General features: G+C 73.2%; 17 protein-coding genes and 2 pseudogenes. 8 read left to right on the top strand and 11 right to left on the bottom strand.

Going from position 1 to position 20,339, the window contains the following annotated elements:
* Positions 1-50: 50 nt before the first annotated feature.
* The 6 genes from EMA09_RS10655 to EMA09_RS10635 all read right to left on the bottom strand — a co-directional run bounded on the left by EMA09_RS10655 (position 51) and on the right by EMA09_RS10635 (position 6,141).
* The gene (locus EMA09_RS10655; RefSeq protein WP_129840829.1) at positions 51-1,841 is read right to left on the bottom strand and encodes a 1-deoxy-D-xylulose-5-phosphate synthase; all 1,791 of its coding nucleotides are present in this window, start codon (positions 1,839-1,841) and stop codon (positions 51-53) included.
* A 59-nt stretch (positions 1,842-1,900) separates the two neighbouring features.
* Positions 1,901-2,641, bottom strand: a complete 741-nt coding sequence (locus EMA09_RS10650; protein ID WP_129840828.1) for a phytanoyl-CoA dioxygenase family protein — start codon at positions 2,639-2,641, stop codon at positions 1,901-1,903.
* A gap of 4 nt (positions 2,642-2,645) precedes the next feature.
* Positions 2,646-2,813, bottom strand: a complete 168-nt coding sequence (locus EMA09_RS28290; protein ID WP_168220691.1) for a hypothetical protein — start codon at positions 2,811-2,813, stop codon at positions 2,646-2,648.
* A gap of 258 nt (positions 2,814-3,071) precedes the next feature.
* Complete coding sequence (locus EMA09_RS10645; RefSeq protein ID WP_129840827.1) at positions 3,072-4,760, bottom strand: phospho-sugar mutase; 1,689 nt, start codon at positions 4,758-4,760, stop codon at positions 3,072-3,074.
* 11 nt (positions 4,761-4,771) lie between these two features.
* On the bottom strand, positions 4,772-5,569 hold the full coding sequence (locus EMA09_RS10640; protein WP_129840826.1) for a purine-nucleoside phosphorylase: 798 nt from the start codon (positions 5,567-5,569) through the stop codon (positions 4,772-4,774).
* 134 nt (positions 5,570-5,703) lie between these two features.
* Complete coding sequence (locus tag EMA09_RS10635) at positions 5,704-6,141, bottom strand: gamma-glutamylcyclotransferase (protein ID WP_129840825.1); 438 nt, start codon at positions 6,139-6,141, stop codon at positions 5,704-5,706.
* Positions 6,142-6,226: 85 nt separating this feature from the next.
* On the opposite strand from EMA09_RS10635, the gene EMA09_RS10630 reads away from it, so the two are divergent.
* Positions 6,227-7,675 (top strand): NAD(P)H-quinone dehydrogenase, encoded by a 1,449-nt coding sequence (locus tag EMA09_RS10630; protein WP_129843961.1) that lies wholly within the window; start codon positions 6,227-6,229, stop codon positions 7,673-7,675.
* A 156-nt stretch (positions 7,676-7,831) separates the two neighbouring features.
* The gene (locus EMA09_RS10625; RefSeq protein WP_206306051.1) at positions 7,832-8,764 is read left to right on the top strand and encodes a DeoR/GlpR family DNA-binding transcription regulator; all 933 of its coding nucleotides are present in this window, start codon (positions 7,832-7,834) and stop codon (positions 8,762-8,764) included.
* Between the two features lie 96 nt (positions 8,765-8,860).
* Here the strand turns inward: EMA09_RS10625 and EMA09_RS10620 are convergent, their stop codons facing one another.
* Positions 8,861-10,636, bottom strand: coding sequence for a biotin carboxylase N-terminal domain-containing protein (locus tag EMA09_RS10620; RefSeq protein WP_129840823.1), 1,776 nt, complete (start codon positions 10,634-10,636; stop codon positions 8,861-8,863).
* Between the two features lie 330 nt (positions 10,637-10,966).
* On the opposite strand from EMA09_RS10620, the gene EMA09_RS10615 reads away from it, so the two are divergent.
* Entirely contained in the window at positions 10,967-11,446 is a 480-nt protein-coding gene (locus EMA09_RS10615) for a hypothetical protein (protein WP_129840822.1), read from the top strand.
* Here the strand turns inward: EMA09_RS10615 and EMA09_RS10610 are convergent.
* From EMA09_RS10610 to EMA09_RS10600, 3 genes are all read right to left on the bottom strand, one after another.
* Positions 11,378-11,974 (bottom strand): nucleoside triphosphate pyrophosphatase, encoded by a 597-nt coding sequence (locus tag EMA09_RS10610; RefSeq protein WP_129840821.1) that lies wholly within the window; start codon positions 11,972-11,974, stop codon positions 11,378-11,380. The two genes, EMA09_RS10615 and EMA09_RS10610, sit on opposite strands and share 69 nt — an antisense overlap.
* A 198-nt stretch (positions 11,975-12,172) precedes the next feature.
* On the bottom strand, positions 12,173-12,868 hold the full coding sequence (locus EMA09_RS10605; RefSeq protein ID WP_129840820.1) for an ABC transporter ATP-binding protein: 696 nt from the start codon (positions 12,866-12,868) through the stop codon (positions 12,173-12,175).
* Positions 12,869-12,900: 32 nt separating this feature from the next.
* Complete coding sequence (locus tag EMA09_RS10600; protein WP_129840819.1) at positions 12,901-14,445, bottom strand: FtsX-like permease family protein; 1,545 nt, start codon at positions 14,443-14,445, stop codon at positions 12,901-12,903.
* A gap of 238 nt (positions 14,446-14,683) precedes the next feature.
* Here EMA09_RS10600 and EMA09_RS10595 point away from each other — a divergent pair.
* The 5 genes and pseudogenes from EMA09_RS10595 to EMA09_RS28285 form a co-directional block, all read left to right on the top strand.
* Positions 14,684-15,361 (top strand): annotated as a pseudogene (locus EMA09_RS10595) (polyphosphate polymerase domain-containing protein); the annotation flags it as partial.
* Positions 15,362-15,544: 183 nt separating this feature from the next.
* The gene (locus EMA09_RS10590; RefSeq protein ID WP_129843960.1) at positions 15,545-16,222 is read left to right on the top strand and encodes a DUF4956 domain-containing protein; all 678 of its coding nucleotides are present in this window, start codon (positions 15,545-15,547) and stop codon (positions 16,220-16,222) included.
* Positions 16,222-17,986, top strand: a pseudogene (locus EMA09_RS10585) (CotH kinase family protein). Before EMA09_RS10590 ends, EMA09_RS10585 begins: the two are co-directional and overlap by 1 nt.
* A 175-nt stretch (positions 17,987-18,161) precedes the next feature.
* Positions 18,162-19,508: an AAA family ATPase gene (locus tag EMA09_RS10580; protein WP_206305932.1), complete on the top strand. Its 1,347-nt coding sequence runs from the start codon at positions 18,162-18,164 to the stop codon at positions 19,506-19,508.
* Positions 19,509-19,659: 151 nt separating this feature from the next.
* Positions 19,660-20,100 (top strand): hypothetical protein, encoded by a 441-nt coding sequence (locus EMA09_RS28285; protein WP_168220593.1) that lies wholly within the window; start codon positions 19,660-19,662, stop codon positions 20,098-20,100.
* Here EMA09_RS28285 and EMA09_RS10575 read toward each other — a convergent pair.
* Positions 20,055-20,264, bottom strand: coding sequence for an acyl-CoA carboxylase subunit epsilon (locus EMA09_RS10575; protein WP_129840817.1), 210 nt, complete (start codon positions 20,262-20,264; stop codon positions 20,055-20,057). The genes EMA09_RS28285 and EMA09_RS10575 overlap by 46 nt on opposite strands.
* Positions 20,265-20,339: the final 75 nt, after the last annotated feature.

Here is a 20,339-nt window from a genome sequence, read left to right as displayed (position 1 = left end):
CCGGTGAGGCGCCTTCGGCTTCCCGGCGGTGGTGGTGGCGGTGGCTGACGTCATCCCCGGGGGCGGGGGGCGCCCGCCGACTGTGCCGTCCAGCGGGCCAGCAGATCGGCGGTGATCCGCTCGGGGGTGAGCCCGCAGGCGGCCCGCAGCTCCGGTACGGAGCCGTGCGGCAGGTAGTCGTGGGGCACCGCGAACACCCGTACCGGGGTGGCGACGTCCTCGTCGGCGAGGCGCTCGCGCACCGCGGAGCCGAGACCGCCGCGGCTCCAGTGGTCCTCGATCACGGCGACCAGACGGTGCTCCGCGGCCAGGGCGGGCAGCCGCTCGTCGAGCGGTTCGATCCAGCGGGCGTTCGCCGGCCCGGCCGGCACGCCGGCGGCACGCAGCCGGGCGGCCACCTCCGTCGCGCAGGCCAGCAGGTCGCCGGCGCCGATGACCAGGACGCCGCCGGGGGCCGGTTCGACCGGCCAGGCGGTCATGTCCGCGTCGCCGTCGCCGCCGTCTCCCGGCGGCCCGGAGTCGTCGATCGCCTTCCCGTGCCTGATGGCCACCGGACCCGGGTGCCGGACCGCGGCCTTCAGCAGGCCCCGCAGCTCGGCGGCCGTCGACGGGGTCGCGATCGCCATGCCGGGGATCTGGCGCAGCAGCGCCAGGTCCCCGAGCCCGTGGTGGGACGCGCCGTCGCCGCCGGTGATCCCGGCCCGGTCGATGACCACCACGACGGGCAGCCGGTGCAGCCCGATGTCGAACAGGAGCTGGTCCTGCGCCCGGTTGAGGAAGGACGAGTGGATGGACAGCACCGGGCGCCGGCCCGCCATGGCGAGCCCCGCGGCGAGCCCAGCGGCGTGCTGCTCCGCGATCCCGACGTCGTGGAAGCGGCCGGGGTGGCGCTCCTGGAAGACGTCGAGCCCCGACGGGCCGCCCATGGCCGGCGTGATCACCACCAGGTCCGGGTCGGCGTCGGCGAGTTCCACGAGAGCGGGGCCGAGGACCGAGCCGGCCGGCACCCGGCCCGGCGGCAGGGCGTACTGGCGTCCGGTGGCCGCGTCGAACGGTCCCACGCCGTGCATGTGCTCGGTGCGGTCCTCGGCGGCGGGCCGGTAACCGTGGCCCTTCCGGGTCCTGACGTGCACCAGCAGGGGACCGCGCTCGGCGCGGGCGTCGGCGAGGACCTTCTCCAGGGCGCTCGCGTCGTGGCCGTCGACGGGTCCGAGGTAGCGGATGCCCAGCGCCTCGAAGACGCCGGGCGCGACGCCCGCCTCGAACTCCCGCAGGTGCCGGGCCAGCGCGCCGGTGGTGGGCGCGTAGCTGCGGGCGTTGTCGTTCAGCACGATGGTGACGTCGAGCCCGCGGTCGCCGATGTCGTTCAGGGCCTCCAGGGCCATGCCCGTGGTGAGCGAACCGTCGCCGGTCACGGACACCACCCGCCGGCGCCGGCCGGCCGGACGCGCCGCGAACGCGGTGGCGAGCCCGGCGGCGTAGGAGAGCGACGTCCCGGCGTGCGAGTTCTCCACCCAGTCGTGCGGGCTCTCGGCCCGGCTGGGGTAGCCGGACAGCCCGTCCAGCGCGCGCAGCGACCCGAAGGCCCCGGCCCGGCCGGTCACCATCTTGTGCACGTACGCCTGGTGGCCCGTGTCCCACAGGATGACGTCGTCGGGGCTGCGGAAAACCCGGTGCAGGGCGATCGTCAGCTCGACGACGCCGAGGTTCGATCCCAGGTGGCCGCCGTTGGCGGAGACGCTGCGGACGAGCAGTTCGCGCATCCGCGCCGCCGTGCCGGGCAGCTCCTCCGGATCCAGCCGGCGCAGGCCGTCGGGCGTCCACGCGTCAAGGGCGGTCATGGTTTTCGAGCCTCCGGGCGCCGAGTCGATGGACAGCGGTGATCGGTGCTTCGGCGGGGTCAGCTTCCCCAGTCCTGGTCCAGGAGGTGCCGGGTGTGGGCGCCGCGGTAGCCGAGCAGCATGCCGAGGCGCGGCCGGTCGGTGCGGTTCGGCGGGCTGTCGTGCACCACGAGACCGCTGTGGATGGCCGCCGACCCGGCCGGCAGCACGGCGCGCACCGTGTTCTCGTCGTCGGTGTCGACCAGGTCCTCGCGCACCTTGAGCCCGAACGGCGCGGGCACGTGCGGCAGCAGACCGCCCAGGTGCGACCCGGGCCAGTACTTCACCGCCCCGTTCTCCTCCGTGGCGTCGTCGAGGGCGACCCACAGGTGCACCACGTCCATCGGCTCCACCGGCAGGAACACGCAGTCCTGGTGGGGCGCGACGCTGGAGCCGACCCGGGCGTACTTGTTGAAGGTCTCCACGACGTACAGCTCGGGCTCGTAGCCGACGATCGCGGCGACCAGTTTCTTGAAGAAGGGCAGATTCCCGAGCGCGTTGAAATACTCGTCGACCTGGTCCATGAAATAGCAACTGCGCAGCGAGACACCGTCGTCCTCGTACCGCACGGTTTTGTCGCGGACCGCCTGCGGGAGATTGGGAATCACATAGCGGTTGTAGCGGGAGACGTGGAAGCGGACGTCCGCCACTTCCTCGGGACTCAGCAGGGGGCCTACTGTCGCGACGCCGTCCTTCGCGTAACGGGCGGCGAGCGTCTCGGTGTCGTAGTCGGCGAGAGTGCGGCTGGCGGGAAGATTCACGGGATCAGACCTCGGTCGTGGTCTCGGCGGAGCCGGAGCCCGCCTGCTTCTCCTGTTTCTCCTGCTGGTCTTCGCTCTTGTCCTGCTCGGCTTCCTGAAGGGAGGCCAGGTAGAGCTCGCGCACTTTCTTCAGTTCCTCGTCGTTCAGAAAACGGGAGAAGGAGTTCGGCATGGTGATGTCTCCCCGAAAGTCGGTCGGACATTGCTGGTGCGGAACAATCCATCGGCCTGCGTCGGAAGGGAAATGGACGCATGGCGGAACGCGGCCTTCGAGGCCCGGGCGAGTGCGGGCTCAGCGTAGCCCAGGGGTCACCGCATTGTCTTCAGTGCGTCGGGGCCCGGAGGCCGGGTGCGCACCGCCCCGCGTCCTGGTCCCGGCCGGTCGCGGGCGTGCGCGACCGGCCGGACGAGGCGCCGGGGACCGCCGGGCTCAGAGCCCCGCGGCGGCCGACAGGTCGGCCTTCAGGATGGTCAGCAGGTCCGCCGCCGCCGTCCGCGCGGCCGGGAGGGCGGTGCGGTCGGCGACCGGCAGGACGGCCTCCAGGTAGCACTTCAGCTTCGGTTCCGTGCCGCTCGGCCGGACCACGACGCGGGCCGACGTCACGCCCGGACGCCCGGCGAGGCGGTAGCGCAGGCCGTCGGTGGGCGGCAGCCCGGGCGTGCCCTCGGCCAGGTCCTCCGCCGACTCCACGGCGAGACCGCCCAGTTCGGCCGGCGGCGCCGCGCGCAGCCGCCGCATCGCGTCCGCGATGACGGACAGGTCCGCGACGCGGACGGAGAGCTGGTCGGTCGCGTGCAGGCCGTGCGTCACGGCGATGTCGTCCAGACGGTCGAGCAGCGTACGGCCGCGCGCCTTCTCGCCGGCCGCCAGCTCGGCGAGCAGCAGCGCCGCCGTGACGCCGTCCTTGTCGCGGACTCCCTCCGGGTCGACGCAGTAGCCGAGCGCCTCCTCGTACCCGTAGGCGAGGCCGGGGACGCGGCCGAGCCACTTGAAGCCCGTCAGCGTCTCCTCGTAGGGCAGCCCGGCGGCCGCCGCGATACGGCCCGTCAGGGACGACGACACGATCGACGCGGCGAACCGCCCCCGCGCGCCGCGCGCCACGAGGTGGTCGGCGAGCAGCGCGCCCACCTCGTCGCCGCGCAGCATCCGCCAGCCGCCGTCCGCCGCCGGGTCGGGGACGCCGGCGGCGCAGCGGTCGGCGTCCGGGTCGTTGGCGATCACCAGGTCGGGGGACACCGCGCGCGCCGTCGCGAACGCCAGGTCCATCGCGCCCGGCTCCTCCGGGTTCGGGAACGCGACGGTCGGGAAGTCCGGGTCGGCGTCGGCCTGTTCGGCGACGTCCACGGGCGCCGGGAAACCGGCCAGCCCGAACGCGGCCCGCAGCACCGGCCGTCCCACGCCGTGCATCGGCGTGTACACCACGGAGACGGACCGGGGGCCGTCGTCCGCCAGGGCCGCGCCGCTGCGCGCGAGGTACGCGTCGACGACGTCCTCGCCGAGGACGTCCCAGCCGGCGTCGGGGCGCGGCACGTCCGCCAGGGCACCGACCGCCGCGATGCGCGCGGCGATCAGCTCGTCCGACGGCGGCACGATCTGGCTGCCGTCGCCGAGGTAGACCTTGTAGCCGTTGTCCCGGGGCGGGTTGTGGCTGGCCGTGACCATGACGCCGGCGACCGCGCCGAGGTGCCGGATCGCGAACGCCAGCACCGGCGTCGGCAGCGGACGCGGCAGCAGCGCGGCGCGCAGCCCGGCGCCCGTGACGACGGCGGCCGTGTCGCGCGCGAAGTCGGCGCTGCGGTGCCGGGCGTCGTACCCGATGACGACGAGCCCGCCGCCGCCCGCCGTCTCCCGCAGGTGGGCGCACAGCCCGGCGGCCGCGCGGATGACGACGGCGCGGTTCATGCGCATCGGTCCCGCGCCCATCTCGCCGCGCAGCCCCGCCGTGCCGAACTGGAGGGTGCCGGCGAACCGTTCGGCCAGCGCGTCGGTGTCGCCGGCGTCGATGAGCGCGGCCAGCTCGGCGCGCGTGGCGGGGTCGGGGTCCTCCGCGAGCCAGGCGCGGGCGCGGGCGGTGAGGTCGGCGGTGGCGCCGGGCGTGGCGTCGTCGTGGTCGGTCATGGCATCGATCCTCAGATACGGTCCAGCACGCGCGCCAGCAGCGCCCCCATGCGCGCCGCCGAGTCGCGGCCCGCCTGGAGGACCTCCTCGTGGTTCAGCGGCTCGCCGGTGATGCCGGCCGCGAGGTTCGTGACCAGCGAGACGCCCAGCACCTCGGCGCCCGCCTCCCGGGCCGCGATGGCCTCCAGGACGGTCGACATGCCCACCAGGTCGCCGCCGATCGCCCGCACCATGCGGATCTCGGCGGGCGTCTCGTAGTGCGGCCCGGGGAACTGGACGTACACGCCCTCCTCCAGGCTCGGGTCGATCTCCCGGCACAGCGCCCGCAGGCGCGGCGAGTACAGGTCGGTGAGGTCCACGAACCGCGCGCCCTCGATGGGGGAGGTGGCGGTGAGGTTGATGTGATCGCCGATGAGGACGGGCTGCCCCACCCGCATGCCCTCGCGCAGGCCGCCGCAGCTATTGGTGAGGACGACGGTCCCGCAGCCGGCGGCGACGGCGGTGCGCACGCCGTGGGCGACGGCGGCGACGCCGTGGCCCTCGTAGGCGTGGGTGCGGCCGAGGAAGACGAGGGCGTTCTTCGCGCCGACCCGGTAGGAGCGGAGCTTCCCGGCGTGGCCCTCGACGGTGGGGGGCGGGAAGCCGGGCAGTTCGGTGAAGTCGAACTCGGCCTGCGGCTCTCCCAGTTCCCCGGCGGCCGAGGCCCAGCCCGAGCCCATGACGAGCGCGACGTCGTGGCACGGGACACCGGTCAGCTCCCGGATCCGTGCGGCGGCGCCGGCCGTCAGCTCACTCTGCGATGCGTTCACGCGCTGAGCCTAACCGGTTGATGCCTACGCGCGTAGAGGGGTCCCCGGGCACGGTTCGGTCTCGACGCGTCGCCGCGTGCGCGCGAGGTTCCCGCCCTGTGGAAGGTGTGGACGCCGGGGGCGTGCGGGGCCGCTCAGCAGGGGCGCTTGCGCAGTTCCATCACATAGTCGTGCGGGGCGCCGGCCGATTCGGCGGCGTCGGCGATCTCCCCGAGGTAGCGCGCGGACGGCAGGCCGCCCTCGTACCCGTTGAGGACGTACGCCCACGCCGGTTCGTCCCCCTCCAGGGTGGCGACCCGTACGCGGGTGCGCCGGTAGATGCCGAGCCCGACGCCCTCCCACCGGTCCATCGCCTCCTCGTCGGCGGGCGCGATGTCGTAGAGCGCGACGAACACGTCCGACACCGGGGACTCCACGAGCGTGGCGAGGGCGCCCTCCCAGCCCATCTCCTCACCGCCGAAGGTGAGCCGCCAGCCGGTGAGCCAGCCGGTGCTGCGCAGCGGCGAGTGCGGTGCGCGGCGGGACATCAGCCGGGGATCGAGGTTTCCGGCGTATGCGGCGTAGAGCGACATGGGACCGAGCGTACGGGAGAGGCGCGGGTGACCCGCCGAGGTTCGCGCCGGGGCCGTGCCGGGTTCCGGCGCGTCGTGCGCGACACTGGAGGGCGTGACTCGGATCGTGATCATCGGCGGCGGACCTGGCGGCTACGAGGCGGCACTGGTGGCCGCGCAGCTCGGGGCGGAGGTGACGGTGGTGGACCGGGACGGCCTCGGCGGCGCGTCCGTCCTCACCGACTGCGTGCCGTCGAAGACGCTGATCGCGACCGCCGAGGTGATGACGAGCTTCGACTCCTCGCACGAGGAGCTGGGCATCGAGATCGACCACGACGGCGACGGCATCGGCGACGAGGTGCGCGGGATAGGAGTCGACCTCGGCCGGGTCAACCGCCGTGTGAAGCGCCTCGCCCTCGCCCAGTCGCACGACATCACCGCCTCCGTCACCCGGGCGGGCGTGCGCCTGCTGCGCGGCACGGGCCGCCTCGAGCCGAACCAGGCGCCGGACGGGTCGCGCCGCGTCACCGTCACCGCGCCGGACGGCGAGCGCAGCGAGCTGGTCGCCGACGGCGTGCTCCTCGCGACGGGCGGGCAGCCCCGTGAGCTGCCGGACGCCCGGCCGGACGGCGAGCGCATCCTCACCTGGACGCAGGTGTACGACCTGAAGGAGCTGCCGGAGGAGCTGATCGTCGTCGGCTCCGGCGTGACGGGCGCGGAGTTCGCCGGCGCGTACCAGGCGCTCGGGTCGCGCGTCACGCTCGTGTCGTCGCGGGACCGGGTGCTGCCGGGCGAGGACCCGGACGCGGCCGCCGTTCTGGAGGACGTGTTCCGCCGGCGCGGGATGAACGTGCTGTCGCGCTCCCGCGCCGCCGCCGCGCGGCGCGTCGGGGACCGGGTCGAGGTCGGCCTGCAGGACGGGCGTGTCATCTCCGGCACGCACTGCCTGATGGCGGTCGGCGCCGTCCCGAACACCTCGGGCATCGGTCTTGAGGAGGCCGGGGTGCGGCTGCACGACTCGGGGCACATCGTGACGGACAAGGTGTCCCGCACGTCAGCCCCCGGCGTCTACGCGGCCGGTGACTGCACGGGTGTGCTGGCGCTGGCGTCGGTGGCGGCGATGCAGGGCCGCATCGCGATGTACCACTTCCTGGGGGACGCGGTCGCGCCCCTGGACCTGCGCACGGTCTCGGGCAACATCTTCACCGACCCGGAGATCGCGACGGTCGGCTGGACGCAGGCCGACATCGACGCGGGGCGCATGGACGCGCGGGTGGTGAAGCTGCCGCTGCTGCGCAACCCCCGCGCGAAGATGCAGGGCGTGCGGGACGGGTTCGTGAAGCTGTTCTGCCGCCCCGGCACGGGGATCGTGGTCGGCGGCGTGGTGGTGGCGCCCCGCGCGAGCGAACTCATCCATCCGATTTCGATCGCGGTGGACAACAGTCTCACCGTCGAACAGATCGCAAAAGCGTTCACGGTGTACCCGTCTCTGTCCGGCTCGATCGCCGAGGCCGCCCGCCAGCTCCACACCCGCAAGGCGGTCGGGGAACAGTAGGCACTGGTCAGCGCGCGAAGCGGAAACGGGCGCCCGTCGTGCATAGCACGCCGGCGGCGCACGTATAGACAACTTCGGAAATTCCCCGCAACCTGCTGAAACAAGATGGTCGTTGGGGTTACTGTCAGTTCCGTGTTCGCTGCTGAACGTCGTCAGATGATCCTCGAAATGGTGCGGGCCAATGGGGCAGTGTCGCTCCGGGAGCTCGCCCGCGTTGTCCAGACCTCGGAAGTGACCGTGCGGCGCGACGTGCGCGCGCTGGAGGCGGAAGGGCTGCTCGACCGCAGGCACGGTGGCGCGGTCCTGCCCGGCGGCTTCACCCGGGAGTCGGGCTTCCCCCAGCGGGCGATGGCCGCGACCGCCGAGAAGGCGGCCATCGCGGAGTACGCGGCCGGGCTCGTGCGGGAGGGGGAGGCCATCGTCGTCGGCGCCGGCACCACCACCCAGGAACTGGCGCGCCGCCTCGCCCGCGTGCCCGGCCTCACCGTCGTCACGAACTCCCTGCTCGTCGCCCAGGCCCTCGCCCACGCCAACCGTGTCGAGGTCGTCATGACCGGCGGCACCCTGCGCGGCTCCAACTACGCCCTGGTCGGCAGCGGCGCCGAGCAGTCGCTGCTCGGCCTGCGGGTCAGCCGCGCGTTCCTGTCCGGCTCGGGGCTCACGGCGGACCGCGGCCTGTCCACGTCCAACATGCTGGCCGCCAGCGTGGACCGCGCCCTGGTGCGGGCGGCGGCGGAGGTCGTCGTCCTGGCCGACCACACGAAGCTGGGCTCGGACACGGCGTTCCAGACCGTGCCGACGGAGCACATCTCCCACCTCGTGACGGACCAGCCGCCGCCCGAGGCCGCCGAGGCCGGCGCGCAGATCGACGCCCTCGCCGACCAGGGCGTCCGCGTCTCCCTGGCCGGGGCGGGCGGCGGCGGCGCGGTCGGCCCCGGCGGCGGCCACAAGACGCCGCTCGACGGCGGCCCCGGCGTGCGGCGCGACCCGAGGGACCACCGCGACGCCCAGCTCCCTGGACCGCGCGCCACCGGCCACAACCCGCTCGGCCAGCGCATCACCGACCTCACCCAGCCGCGCCGCCGCTGAGCCGCCGCGGCCGGACGAGGGACGGGCGGGCACGGAGGGCGTGATCGCCGCTCCGTGCCCGCCCGCTCGCTCCCGGGGCGGCGCGCCCCGGTCCCGTCAGTCCTTGATCTCGCAGATCGCCGCGCCGGCCGACAGCGAGGCACCGATCTCGGCGCTGAGCCCGGTGACGGTGCCCGCGCGGTGGGCCGTGATGGGCTGCTCCATCTTCATCGCCTCCAGGACGATGACGAGTTCGCCCTCGGCGACCTGCTGCCCGTCCTCCACGGCCACCTTGACGACCGTGCCCTGCATCGGGGACGCGAGCGTCGCCCCGGTCACGGCCGACGCGCCGCCCCGCGCGGCCCGGCGGCGGGTGGGCCGCGCGCCGCCCGCCACGGCGGCACGCGCCAGCGGCATCGCCAGCGTCGCGGGCAGGGAGACCTCAAGGCGCTTGCCGGCGACCTCGACCACGACCGTCTCGCGGACCGCGCCCTCGTCGGCCTCGCCGGCCACGGCGTCGAACGGCGGGATCTCGTTCACGAACTCGGTCTCGATCCACCGCGTGTGGACGGAGAACGGCTCGCCCTCCCGGCCCGTCACCTCCGGCGCGAACGCCGGGTCCCGCACCACGACCCGGTGGAACGGGATGACGGTCGCCATCCCCTCGACCCGGAACTCCGCGAGCGCCCGCGCCGCACGCTCCAGGGCCTGCCTGCGGTCGGCGCCCGTCACGATCAGCTTGGCGAGCATCGAGTCCCACGCCGGGCCGATCACCGACCCGGACTCCACGCCCGTGTCCACGCGCACGCCGGGGCCGAGCGGCGGGACGAACAGCGACACGGTGCCGGGGGCGGGCAGGAAGCCGCGGCCCGCGTCCTCGCCGTTGATGCGGAACTCCAGCGAGTGCCCGCGCAGCGGCGGGTCGTCGTAGCCGAGGGCCTCGCCGCGCGCGATACGGAGCTGCTCCCGCACGAGGTCGATGCCGCTGATCTCCTCGGAGACCGGGTGCTCCACCTGGAGGCGGGTGTTGACCTCGAGGAAGGAGATCGTGCCGTCCTGCCCGACGAGGAACTCGCAGGTGGCGGCGCCGACGTAGCCGGCCTCCTTCAGGATGGCCTTGGACGCGCGGTACAGCTCGGCGTTCTGCTCCGGGGTGAGGTACGGCGCGGGCGCCTCCTCGACGAGCTTCTGGTGCCGCCGCTGCAGCGAGCAGTCGCGCGTCGAGACGACCACGACGTGCCCGTGGGAGTCGGCGAGGCACTGCGTCTCCACGTGCCGGGGGCGGTCGAGGTACCGCTCGACGAAGCACTCGCCCCGCCCGAACCCGGCGACGGCCTCGCGCACCGCCGAGTCGTACAGGTCGGGGATCTCCTCCAGCGTGCGCGCGACCTTGAGGCCGCGCCCGCCGCCGCCGAACGCCGCCTTGATCGCGACCGGCAGCCCGTGCTCGCGGGCGAACGCCACGACCTCGTCGGCGCCGGAGACCGGGTCCTTCGTGCCGGCGACCAGCGGGGCGCCGGCGCGCTGCGCGATGTGGCGGGCGGCGACCTTGTCGCCGAGGGACCGGATCGCGTCGGGGGACGGGCCGATCCAGGTCAGGCCCGCGTCGATGACCGCCTGGGCGAAGTCGGCGTTCTCGGAGAGGAAGCCGTAGCCGGGGTGGACGGCGTCCGCGCCGGAGTCGGCGGCGGCCCCCAGGACCTTGTCGAAGTCCAGGTAACTGGCGGCCGGGGTGTCACCGCCCAGCGCGAACGCCTCGTCCGTGGCCCGGACGTGGACGGCGTCACGGTCCGGCTCGGCGTAGACGGCCACACTGGCGATACCGGCATCCCGGCACGCCCTGGCGACCCGGACGGCGATTTCGCCGCGGTTGGCGATGAGCACCTTGCGCACGATGGCTCCCTCCTCGGAACAAGGCGAGTTTAGGTAGTGGCGACACCTCGCAACGAGTCGCCCACAGGAGTGACCCCGGCCGCACGGACGGTGAAGGCCGGTGCTCCGCCCCTCCGTCAGCCCTGCCGTCCCAAGGTACGCGCCCCGCGGGCGGCGGCCGACCGATTCCGGGGGCGGACCGAAAGTCGGGAACTCCGGCACAGCGGTGGGCGGGTCGTTTTGTAGGAAAGCGATAACGACGTACGGGAAACTTTGCGCTTGCGCCGAGCGGGCGCACCCGGCGCGCACGGGGGATTGCCGCACCCGTTACCCGCGAGTAACGTGCTGGTCATGGAGCGGGGCAGACGAGGGGTCGCCGCGTGCGCGGCGGTGGCGGTCGGGTGCGGCGCGGTCGGCGCCGGGCTGGTCCACGCGGTGCTCGCGGTCACGGCGGACCGGCAGCACCTGTCGGTGGGCGGAATCGATCCGGGCGTGCTGGAGGCGGGTGCCTGGGGCGGCGGCGCGGCGCTCGCGGCGTTCCTGCTGGTGTGCGCCGTACTGCTGGGGCGCGTCGCGTTACGGGACCGCGCGCCGGGGCGTGGTGCGCGCCGGACCCTGGTGGTCTGCGGGGTGGTGCACTGCGCGCTCGGCGCCGTGACGCTCGCGCTGACGGACGTGGTGGTGCCGCTGGGGCTGCTGGTGGCGTTCACGCTGGTCGTCCTGACCCTGACGCTGTACCCGCCCGCCGTGGCGCCCGCCCCGTCAGGCCCACAGGTCGGTGATGGCGATGCCGAGCCCGTCGCGCAGGAGGCGCCGGAGCAGGGGCAGTGACAGGCCGATGACGTTGCCCGGGTCGCCGTCGATGCCGTCGATGAACGGCGCGGACCGCCCGTCCAGGGTGAACGCGCCCGCGACGTGCAGCGGTTCACCGGACGCGACGTAGGCGGCGACCTCGGCGTCGGTCGGCTCACCGAACCGCACGGTCGTGTGCGCGGTGGCGGCGGCGCGGCGGCCGTTCACCGTGTCGATGACGCAGTGGCCGGTGCGCAGGACACCGGTACGGCCGCGCATCGCCTTCCAGCGGGCGACGGCCTCCTCGGCGTCGGCGGGCTTGCCGAGCGCGCGGCCGTCGAGGTCGAGGACCGAGTCGCAGCCGACGACGACCGCCCCCGCCACCTCGGGCCGCCCGGCGACGGCGACCGCCTTGGCCTCGGCGAGAACCTGGGCGAGCGCGCCGGGCGTGGGGGCGTGCAGGGCGTCCTCGTCCACGCCGCTGACGATCACCTCGGGCGCGAGCCCGGCCTGCCGCAGGAGGCCGAGGCGCGCGGGGGACTGGGAGGCGAGCACGAGCGTTCTCATGCCGGCCAGCCTCTCACGGCCGAAAGGGAGCGCCGTCCGGCCGGGGACGCCGTGCTGTCCGCCCCCGCCCCGGCCGGCGGGCGGGCGCTTTCGACGGGATCCGCCGGGGCTGTGCCGGACGTCCCGGCGTCCCGGCCACGCCCCCGGCCCGGCGGCGGTCGCCGGCCCGGGGGAGCGGCCGCCGCCGGGGGAGGGGTGTCAGCCCGCCGTCTGTCCCGCCGACCGTTCGGTGACCTGCACGCGGCCGTTCGCGATGCGCGCCACCCGGTCGGCGCGGCGGGCGATGCCGCTGTCGTGCGTCACCATGACGAACGTCCAGCCCTGGTCGCGCCACTGCGTCTCCAGGACCTCCATCACCTCGTCGCGCGTGGCCTCGTCGAGGTTGCCGGTCGGCTCGTCGGCGAGCAGCACCTCGGGGCGCTTCACCAGGGCGCGGGCGATGGCGACGCGCTGCTGCTGGCCGCCGGACAGCTCGTCCGGCAGGTGGCCGGCGCGTTCGGCGAGGCCGACGGAGGCGAGGGCCTCGGCGGCGCGGGACCGGCGCTCCGCCGTGCGGACGCCGAGCGGGACGAGGGCGGTCTCGACGTTCTCCTGCGCCGTCAGGGTCGGTATCAGGTGGAACCCCTGGAAGACGAAGCCGACGCGGCTCGCCCGCAGCCGTGTCAGCTTCGCCTCCGACATGCGGGCCAGGTCCGTGCCGTCGAGCACGACCTGCCCCGACGTGGCGCGGTCGAGGCCGCCGAGGATCTGCAGCAGCGTGGACTTGCCGCCGCCGGTGGGTCCCTGGATGACCAGGCGGCTGCCGGCCGGCACGGTCAGGGACACCTTGTCGAGCGCGGCGACCGTGGCCTTGCCGCGGCGGTAGAGCTTGGTGACGTCGGTGAGTTCGTACACGGGGATTCCTCTCGCGGATGCGGCGTTCGGGGTCAGGCGATGCGGCGGAACGCGTCCGCGGGGCGCAGGCGCGCGGCACGCCAGGCGGCGAACGCGCCCGCCACCAGGCCGCCGGCGACGGCGAGGGTGACGGCGAGCAGGACCACGTCCGTGCCGATGGGCGCGGTCAGGCCGATGTCGAGGGACTGGCCGGCCGCATCGGCCGCGCTGTCCGTGCCGCCGCCCATGGCCATGCCGCCGGGACCGCCGCCGGGACCGCCGCCGGGGCCGCCGCCCGGACCGCCGGAGGCGCCGGACGTCAGCGGCAGTTCGGCCGTGAGCGACGGGTTGACCTGCGTGATGATCCACGCGGCGCCCAGACCGACGGCGAGCCCGAGCACGCCGCCGAACAGGCCCGTGACCAGCGACTCGCCGACGACCTGCCGCGTGATGCGGCCGCGCGTCCAGCCGATCGCCTTCAGGGTCCCGAACTCCCGCACGCGGCGGCCCACCGACGAGGCGGCGAGCAGCCCGGCGACCAGGAACGCCGAGCCGAGCACCAGCCACGACAGCCACCGCCCCACGCCGTCCGCCAGGTCGGCGGCCGTGGACAGGGAGCCCGACACCTGGTCGGCCAGGTCGTCGGCCGTCGTGACCTCGATGCCGTCGATCTTCTCGCCGATGGCGGTGGCGATGGCGTCCAGGCGCGTCGAGTCGGTGGCGGTGACGTAGACCGCGGACACCTGGTCCTCCTGCTCCGCCAGGGTCTGCGCGGTGGTGAGCGGCAGGTACACGTCGGCCGGCGCCTCGGCGTCGTCCGTGGACTCGTTCAGGCCGATGATCTCCAGGTCGGTGCCGGCGAGGGTGAGGGTGTCGCCGACCGCCAGTTCGTCCTCGGCGGCGTAGGCGGCGTCCAGGACGGCCACCTCGGCCGACGCCTCGTCGGTGGTGAACGTGCGGCCGTCCGTCAGCTCCGTGCCGGCGTACGGGCCGACGCCCGGCTGCGTCACGTCGATGCCGAGCACGCCGTACTGGTCGATGGCGAAGTCGGCGCCGCCGCCCCCGACGCGCTGGCCGCCGCCCTCGCCGCCCTCCTCGCCGCCGGGCGGGGCGAAGCCGCCCTCGGTGCCGCTCTCGCCGCTCCCGTCGTCCTCCATGATCTGCCCGGGGTCGAACGTCCCGCTGACCCCGACGTTGCGCAGGCTGAGGGTGCCGGCCGCGGCGGACACGCCGTCGACGCCGGCGACCGTCGCGACGTCGTCCGAGGTCAGCGTGCCGAACCCGTCGAGGACGAGCGTGTCGCTGCTCTGCTCGGAGTCCCCGTCGGCGTCGAACTGGAAGCTGGGACGCTGCCGGCCCTGCCCGTCGCCCTCCTCGCCCTCCTCGCCCGAGGCCGGTTCCTCCATGGCCTTGCTGACGGTCATGTCCGTGCCGAGGCCGTACAGGGTCTCCAGCACGTCGTCCTGCGCCTTGCGCATGCCGGCGGAGACGGCGTTCACGATGAGCACGAGGGCGATGCCCAGGGCCAGCCCGGCCGCGATGACCAGGTGCGCCTTGCGTCGTCTGCGCAGTTCACGGCGCAGGTAGGTGAAGATCATGCGCGGGACGGTAGGGGCGCGGGGTGAGCCGGGGCTGAGGCGCCCATGAGAACAGCATGAGAAACGCCGGACGCCTGTGAGGCGGCTCACTTGACGCCTTTTTCACCGCGTTCTCATCCGGCTCTCATGCGGGCCTTGTTGGTTAACGGCGGGCGACTTCCCGGTGAATGCGGACCAGCCGGTCCACCGGACGACCCCCACGACGACCGTACGCCAGCAAACCACCGAAAGGGGACGCATGTCAGCCGACGCGCGCCAGGTGCGCGGGGTGGCCAGCCGATTGCACGCGTTCAACCGCTACGAGATCAAGTATCTCGTCCCCGTCGACGAAGTGCCGTCGCTCAGGGAGGAGTTGGCTGCCCGTCTCGACGCCGACGACCACTGCCCGCCCGGCGGGTACGGGGTCTGGAGCCTCTACTACGACACCCCCCAGTTGCGTTTCTACTGGGAGAAGATCGAAGGGCTCAAATTCCGGCGGAAACTCCGGATCCGGCACTACGGCGACCTTTCCGGGATCACGGACGACTCCCCCGTTTTCGTCGAGATCAAGCAGCGCGTGAACCGCGTCACCCAGAAACGGCGCATGAGGCTGCCGTACCACGCGGCCCGTGCGCTGTGCGACGACCGCACCGCCGTGGACCACGACCCCGCCGAGCACGCCTTCCTCGACGAGATCCTCGAACTGGTCGTCCGCCTGAACCTGCGGCCGACCGCCATCACCGGCTACCAGCGCGAGGCGCTCGTCGGCCGTGACCAGGACACCGGGCTCCGCGTCACGTTCGACCGGCGCATCCGGGGCCGCGACCGCGACTTCCACCTCGGCACACCGGGCGCGGAGAACCGTTTCATCGTGCCGCCGCGCCTGGCCGTGATGGAGATCAAGGTCAACGAGCGCGTCCCCTACTGGATCACCGACCTCACCGCACGGCGCAACCTCAGCGTCGTCCGCGTCTCCAAGTACTGCCAGAGCATCGAGGCGTACGGCAAGGCCCCCGCTCGGCCTTCCACATCCCCGACGACATCACCCCGCCCCCGCACACCACCGACCCCCACGCCCCCGTCCGGCGCGAGCCCGGCGGGCACCAGGAGGAATACGTCCATGTCCTTTGACCTGCAGGATCTCAGCGGTACGTTCAGCACCGCCGACATCATCCTGTGCCTGGTGCTGTCGTTCGCCCTGAGCACGCTCGTCGGCTACGTCTACCGCGGGACGCACCGCAACGTCTCCTACAGCCAGTCGTTCGTCCAGACCCTCGTCATCATCGGCATGATCGTGGCGATCATCCTGCTGGTCGTCGGCTCGAACCTGGCCCGTGCCTTCTCCCTCGTCGGCGCGCTGTCCGTGGTCCGCTTCCGCAACGCGGTGAAGGAGACGAGGGACGTCGGCTTCATCTTCCTCGTGATGGGCCTCGGCATGGCGTGCGGCGCCCGCTTCTACACGCTGGCCGTGCTCGGCGGCGTCGTCATCTGCGCGGTGATCCTCGTGATGAGCCGCTTCGACATGTTCCACCTGAACGTCCAGCGGCAGGTCGTGAAGGCCCAGGTGCCGTCCGGCGGCGACTGGACGCCCGGCATCGAGGACGTGCTGGTCCGCTTCACGACCGAGTTCGAACTGGTCAGCACCGAGACGATACGCGGCGGCGCCCTGACCGAACTCTTCTACACCGTGCGCCTCAAGAAGGGCCAGAAGCCGGGCGCCCTCGTCGCGGCCCTGCAGGAACGCACCCAGGGCCAGCGGGTCGCGGTGCTCACCGGGTACGACCAGACGGACCTGTGATGGCGACCGCGCTGCGCCGCCGCGTGCCGGTCCGGCTGCGGCAGAACTGGCGGCCCCTCACCGTCCTGATCGCCGGCCTCGCCGTGCTGCTGGTCTTCTTCGGCGACGCGCGCGTCACGCCCATGGTGACCAGCGCCTCGGACAGCGAGGGCGACGCGATCACCGAGAACATCGCCGGCACGGTCGACCTGTACGACCTGTCCGTCGCGCACACGATCCAGGTCGAGTACGACGAGGACGACTTCCAGCGCATGGCGGAGGCGTTCCAGGAGGACGGGGAGAAGGAGTACATCGAGGCGGATGTCACGATCGACGGCACGTACATCCCGAGCGTCGGCCTGCGGCTCAAGGGCAACTCGACCCTGCAGAGCCTGCAGGGCGGGGGCATGGGCGGCGGGGACGCGGCGGCGGGGATGCCCGGGGCCGGCGAGGACACCGGACAGCAGGAGGCCCCCAGGGCACCGAGGACGCCCAGGCCCCGAGGGCGCCGAGACCCCCGAGGGCACGGAGGACGCGGAGCAGGGTCAGCAGGCCGGACCCGGCGGGGGCATGGGCGGCATGAGCGTCCAGCTCTCGTTCGACGAGCCGGAGGAACTGCCCTGGCTGATCAGCATCGACGAGTACGCCGAGGGCCGCGCCTACCAGGGCCACCGCGAACTGTCCGTCCGCCCCGGCAGCAACGCCGAGGTGCCGCTGAACGAGGCCGTCTCCCTGTCCCTCATGGCGGAGTCCGGCCAGGCGGCCGAGCGCTTCATGTTCTCGTCGTTCACGGTCAACAACCGCCCGGCGGCCACCCGCCTCGTCGTGGAGAACCCCGGCGCGAGCTACGCGGAGAACACGGTCGGCACCAACGGTGTGCTGTACAAGGCGCGCGCGGGGAGCGAGTTCGCGTACCAGGGCGACGACCCGACCGAGTACGAGGACGACTTCAACCAGCTCACGAAGAAGGGCAGCCAGGACCTGCAGCCGGTGATCGACCTGATCGAGTGGGCGGAGAACGCGAGCGACGAGGAGTTCGCCGCCGAGCTGTCCGACCACGTGGACGTCGAGTCGTTCGCCGCCTACGCCGCCACGCAGAACCTCCTGCTGAACAGCGACGACATGGCGGGACCCGGGCGCAACTACCTGCTGTGGTACGACCTCGACACGAAGAAGTTCTCCGTGCTCGGCTGGGACTTCAACCTGACGTTCAGCGGCAGCGCGGAGACCGGTCCCGACGATGACACCGGCATGGGCGGCGGCGGCATGATGCCCGGCGGCGGTGCCGGGGGGACGGCCGAGGGCACGACCGACGGGACCGGCGAGACCGGCGGGCAGATGCCGGAGGGCTTCCCCGGCGGCACGGCCGAGGGCACCGCCGACGGCGGCATGGGCGGCCCGCCCGGGGGCTTCCCCGGCGGTACGACCGAGGGCACGGCCGACGGCTCGGACGACACGGGCGGTGAGCTGCCCGAGGGCTTCCCGGGCGGCCAGGGCGACGGCGAGGACGCCGGCGGCGGCATGGGCATGATGAGCGGCAACACGCTCAAGGACCGCTTCCTCGAACTCGACGCGTTCGACGACGTCTACCACGAGGCGTACCGGGACCTGTACGAAACGTTCTACGGCTCCGGCACGGCCCTGGGCGTCCTGGACACCCTGGTGGACCGGGCGACGGCGGCCGGCGCGGACGCCGACGACCTCTCGACGGCGGCCGACACCCTCCGCGAGACGATCACCGCGCGCACGGAGGCACTGGCGGAGAACGAGGTGATCACCGGCTGACCGATTCCCCCCCACCCACAGGACCGAGACCCCGGGGCCCCCTCCCCGGGGTCTCACCCATCCGCCGACTCTTACGCCCTCGGCCCAATCTCCCGGAAGCCGTTGCCCGCTCGGGGCAGACTGTCCTCAGCGTTCCCGACCCGGAGCGGCCGACGACATCGACACGGAGGACAGCGTGGCTCCTCGCACCCGCCGGAGGTTCCCCCACGCGATCGAGGAACTGGAGATCGAGGGGTACAAGTCGCTCGGTCGCCGGAAGGTGATCGCCTTCCGGCCGCTCACCCTCGTCGCGGGCGTCAACAGCTCGGGCAAGTCCAGCATGATGCAGCCGCTGCTCCTGCTGAAGCAGACCGTGGACGCCCAGTACGACCCGGGGCCGCTGCAACTCGACGGGCCGAACGTGAGTGTCACGTCCATCGAGCAGGTCCTCTCCAAGGCGCTGCCCGAGAGCGCGCGTTCCCGCGGCTTCTCGGTGGCCGTGACGACGGCGGACGCCGTGACGAAGGTGCGGTTCAGCAAGAACAGCGCCGGTCAGCTCCGCGTCGCCGAGTACTCGGGCTACTTCCTTCCCGGCCAGACGGAGGCGGTGGCCATCAGGGAAGGGCTGTCCCACAGCCGGCTCGAGGAACTGATCGAGCCGCTGCTCCAGGACGCGGGCCTGTCGGAGCTGTACCGGCAGCCCGGCGCCAGGATGTCGGTGGTGCGCGACCGCTTCACCCTCGCACCGGCCGTCGAGTACCAGCAGGGGCCGAGGACCGTCACCATGTCCCTCGGTCTCAGCGGGCGCGGCGACATCTCCGACATCGCGTCCCGCATCATCCACCTGCCCGCGCTGCGGGGGAATCCGCTGCGGACCTACCGGGCCGCCGCCGTGGACCTCCGTTACCCAGGCCGGTTCGACACGTACACCGCCGGCATCGTCTCGTACTGGCAGAACAACAAACAGAAGGGCGAACTGCAGCAACTCCGCAAGGACGTCGAGGAACTCGGCCTCACCTGGAAGGTCGAGGCGAGACAGCTCGACGACACGCAGGTCGAACTTCTGGTGGGGCGCCTGCCGCAGGCGCGCCGGGGCGGCGCCCGTGACCTCGTCAACATCGCCGATGTCGGGTTCGGCGTCTCGCAGACACTGCCCGTCGTCGTCGCCCTGCTGGCGGCCACGCCCGGTCAGCTCGTCTACCTCGAACAGCCCGAGATCCACCTCCACCCCCGGGCGCAGGTGCGGTTCGCCGGGCTCGTCAGGCGGGCGGTCGCGCGGGGTGTCCGGGTCGTGATCGAGACCCACAGCTCCCTCTTCCTGCGCGCGGTGCAGACCCTCGTCGCCCGGGGCGTGCTGGAGCCCGACGACGTGGCCATGCACTGGTTCACCCGCGACGGGGACACCGGTGAGACGCGGATCAGCACGGCCGATCTGCGGTCGGACGGAAGTTTCGGGGACTGGCCCGAGGACTTCGACGACGTCTACCTGGAGTCGGAGTCGGCCTACCTCGACGCCGCCATGGAGAGGGCCGCCGCCGAGTGAACCGCATGCAGCGCACGCTCGTGGTCGACGCGTCCGTCGCCAGGTCCGCGGGCGATACGGAACACCCGATATCCCGGGCGTGCCGCGACTTCATGGAGGAGATCCGGCGCATGGGGCACCAGGTCGCCCTGGACGACGCTCTGCTCCGGGAATGGCGGAACACCGGTCCCAGTACTCGCTGCAGTGGCTCAGGTCAATGAGCAGCCGCCGCAAGGTGCGGATCGTCCAGTGCCCGGACGCTATGAAAGGGCTCCTGGCCACCTGTCTCGACCGCACCGAAGTGCTCACCGCGAGACAGCGCCACGCCGTGCGGAAGGACGCCCTCCTCCTGCACTGCGCCTGGGCCACGGACGAGCTGGTCTCGTCGCTGGACGACACGATGCGGAAGTTCCTGGCCAGGCTCGCGCCCGAGTGCCCCGAGATCGGCTCCGTCGTGTGGGTGAACCCGGCACGGCACGAAGAGGGAGCGCTCGCGTGGCTCAAGGCCGGTGCGCGGGGGAGGAGGAGCGCAGGCTCAGGAGCGGGGGCGTGTGAGTGGGGGAGGTGTCAGGCCGGCCAGAAGCTTGTGCGCCATGAGCCGGGGCCCGGGTGAGGGCGGGTGCCGGGGGTCGTGCGCGCCGGGTCGGACCAGGGTGGTGTGCGGCGGCGGGGTGGGCGTGCGGCGGCGCTCGCCGCGGCGGCGATCCTCGCCTGGACGACGGTGAGGGCCGCCGCCAGCTCCTCGGGTGTCGGATTGCCCCGTACCACGGTGATCACGGTCCACCTCCGCGTCGGTCACGCCTGCCCCACCGGTCGCCATCCTAGGGTCTGTCCGGCGGGTCCTGCCTGTCT

The organism is Streptomyces sp. RFCAC02 (assembly GCF_004193175.1).
Classification (GTDB): domain Bacteria; phylum Actinomycetota; class Actinomycetes; order Streptomycetales; family Streptomycetaceae; genus Streptomyces.
This window is presented reverse-complemented; position numbering and strand designations above follow the sequence as displayed.

Excerpts from the sequence above, each read along its gene's own strand:
- EMA09_RS28285 (WP_168220593.1), top strand. The coding sequence starts at position 19,660 with ATGGCGGAACACCGGTCCCAGTACTCGCTGCAGTGGCTCAGGTCAATG.
- EMA09_RS10590 (WP_129843960.1), top strand. The coding sequence starts at position 15,545 with ATGTCCTTTGACCTGCAGGATCTCAGCGGTACGTTCAGCACCGCCGAC.
- EMA09_RS10655 (WP_129840829.1), bottom strand. The coding sequence starts at position 1,841 with ATGACCGCCCTTGACGCGTGGACGCCCGACGGCCTGCGCCGGCTGGAT.
- EMA09_RS28290 (WP_168220691.1), bottom strand. The coding sequence starts at position 2,813 with ATGCCGAACTCCTTCTCCCGTTTTCTGAACGACGAGGAACTGAAGAAA.
- EMA09_RS10600 (WP_129840819.1), bottom strand. The coding sequence starts at position 14,445 with ATGATCTTCACCTACCTGCGCCGTGAACTGCGCAGACGACGCAAGGCG.
- EMA09_RS10635 (WP_129840825.1), bottom strand. The coding sequence starts at position 6,141 with ATGTCGCTCTACGCCGCATACGCCGGAAACCTCGATCCCCGGCTGATG.
- EMA09_RS10625 (WP_206306051.1), top strand. The coding sequence starts at position 7,832 with ATGATCCTCGAAATGGTGCGGGCCAATGGGGCAGTGTCGCTCCGGGAG.
- EMA09_RS10610 (WP_129840821.1), bottom strand. The coding sequence starts at position 11,974 with ATGAGAACGCTCGTGCTCGCCTCCCAGTCCCCCGCGCGCCTCGGCCTC.
- EMA09_RS10645 (WP_129840827.1), bottom strand. The coding sequence starts at position 4,760 with ATGACCGACCACGACGACGCCACGCCCGGCGCCACCGCCGACCTCACC.
- EMA09_RS10615 (WP_129840822.1), top strand. The coding sequence starts at position 10,967 with ATGGAGCGGGGCAGACGAGGGGTCGCCGCGTGCGCGGCGGTGGCGGTC.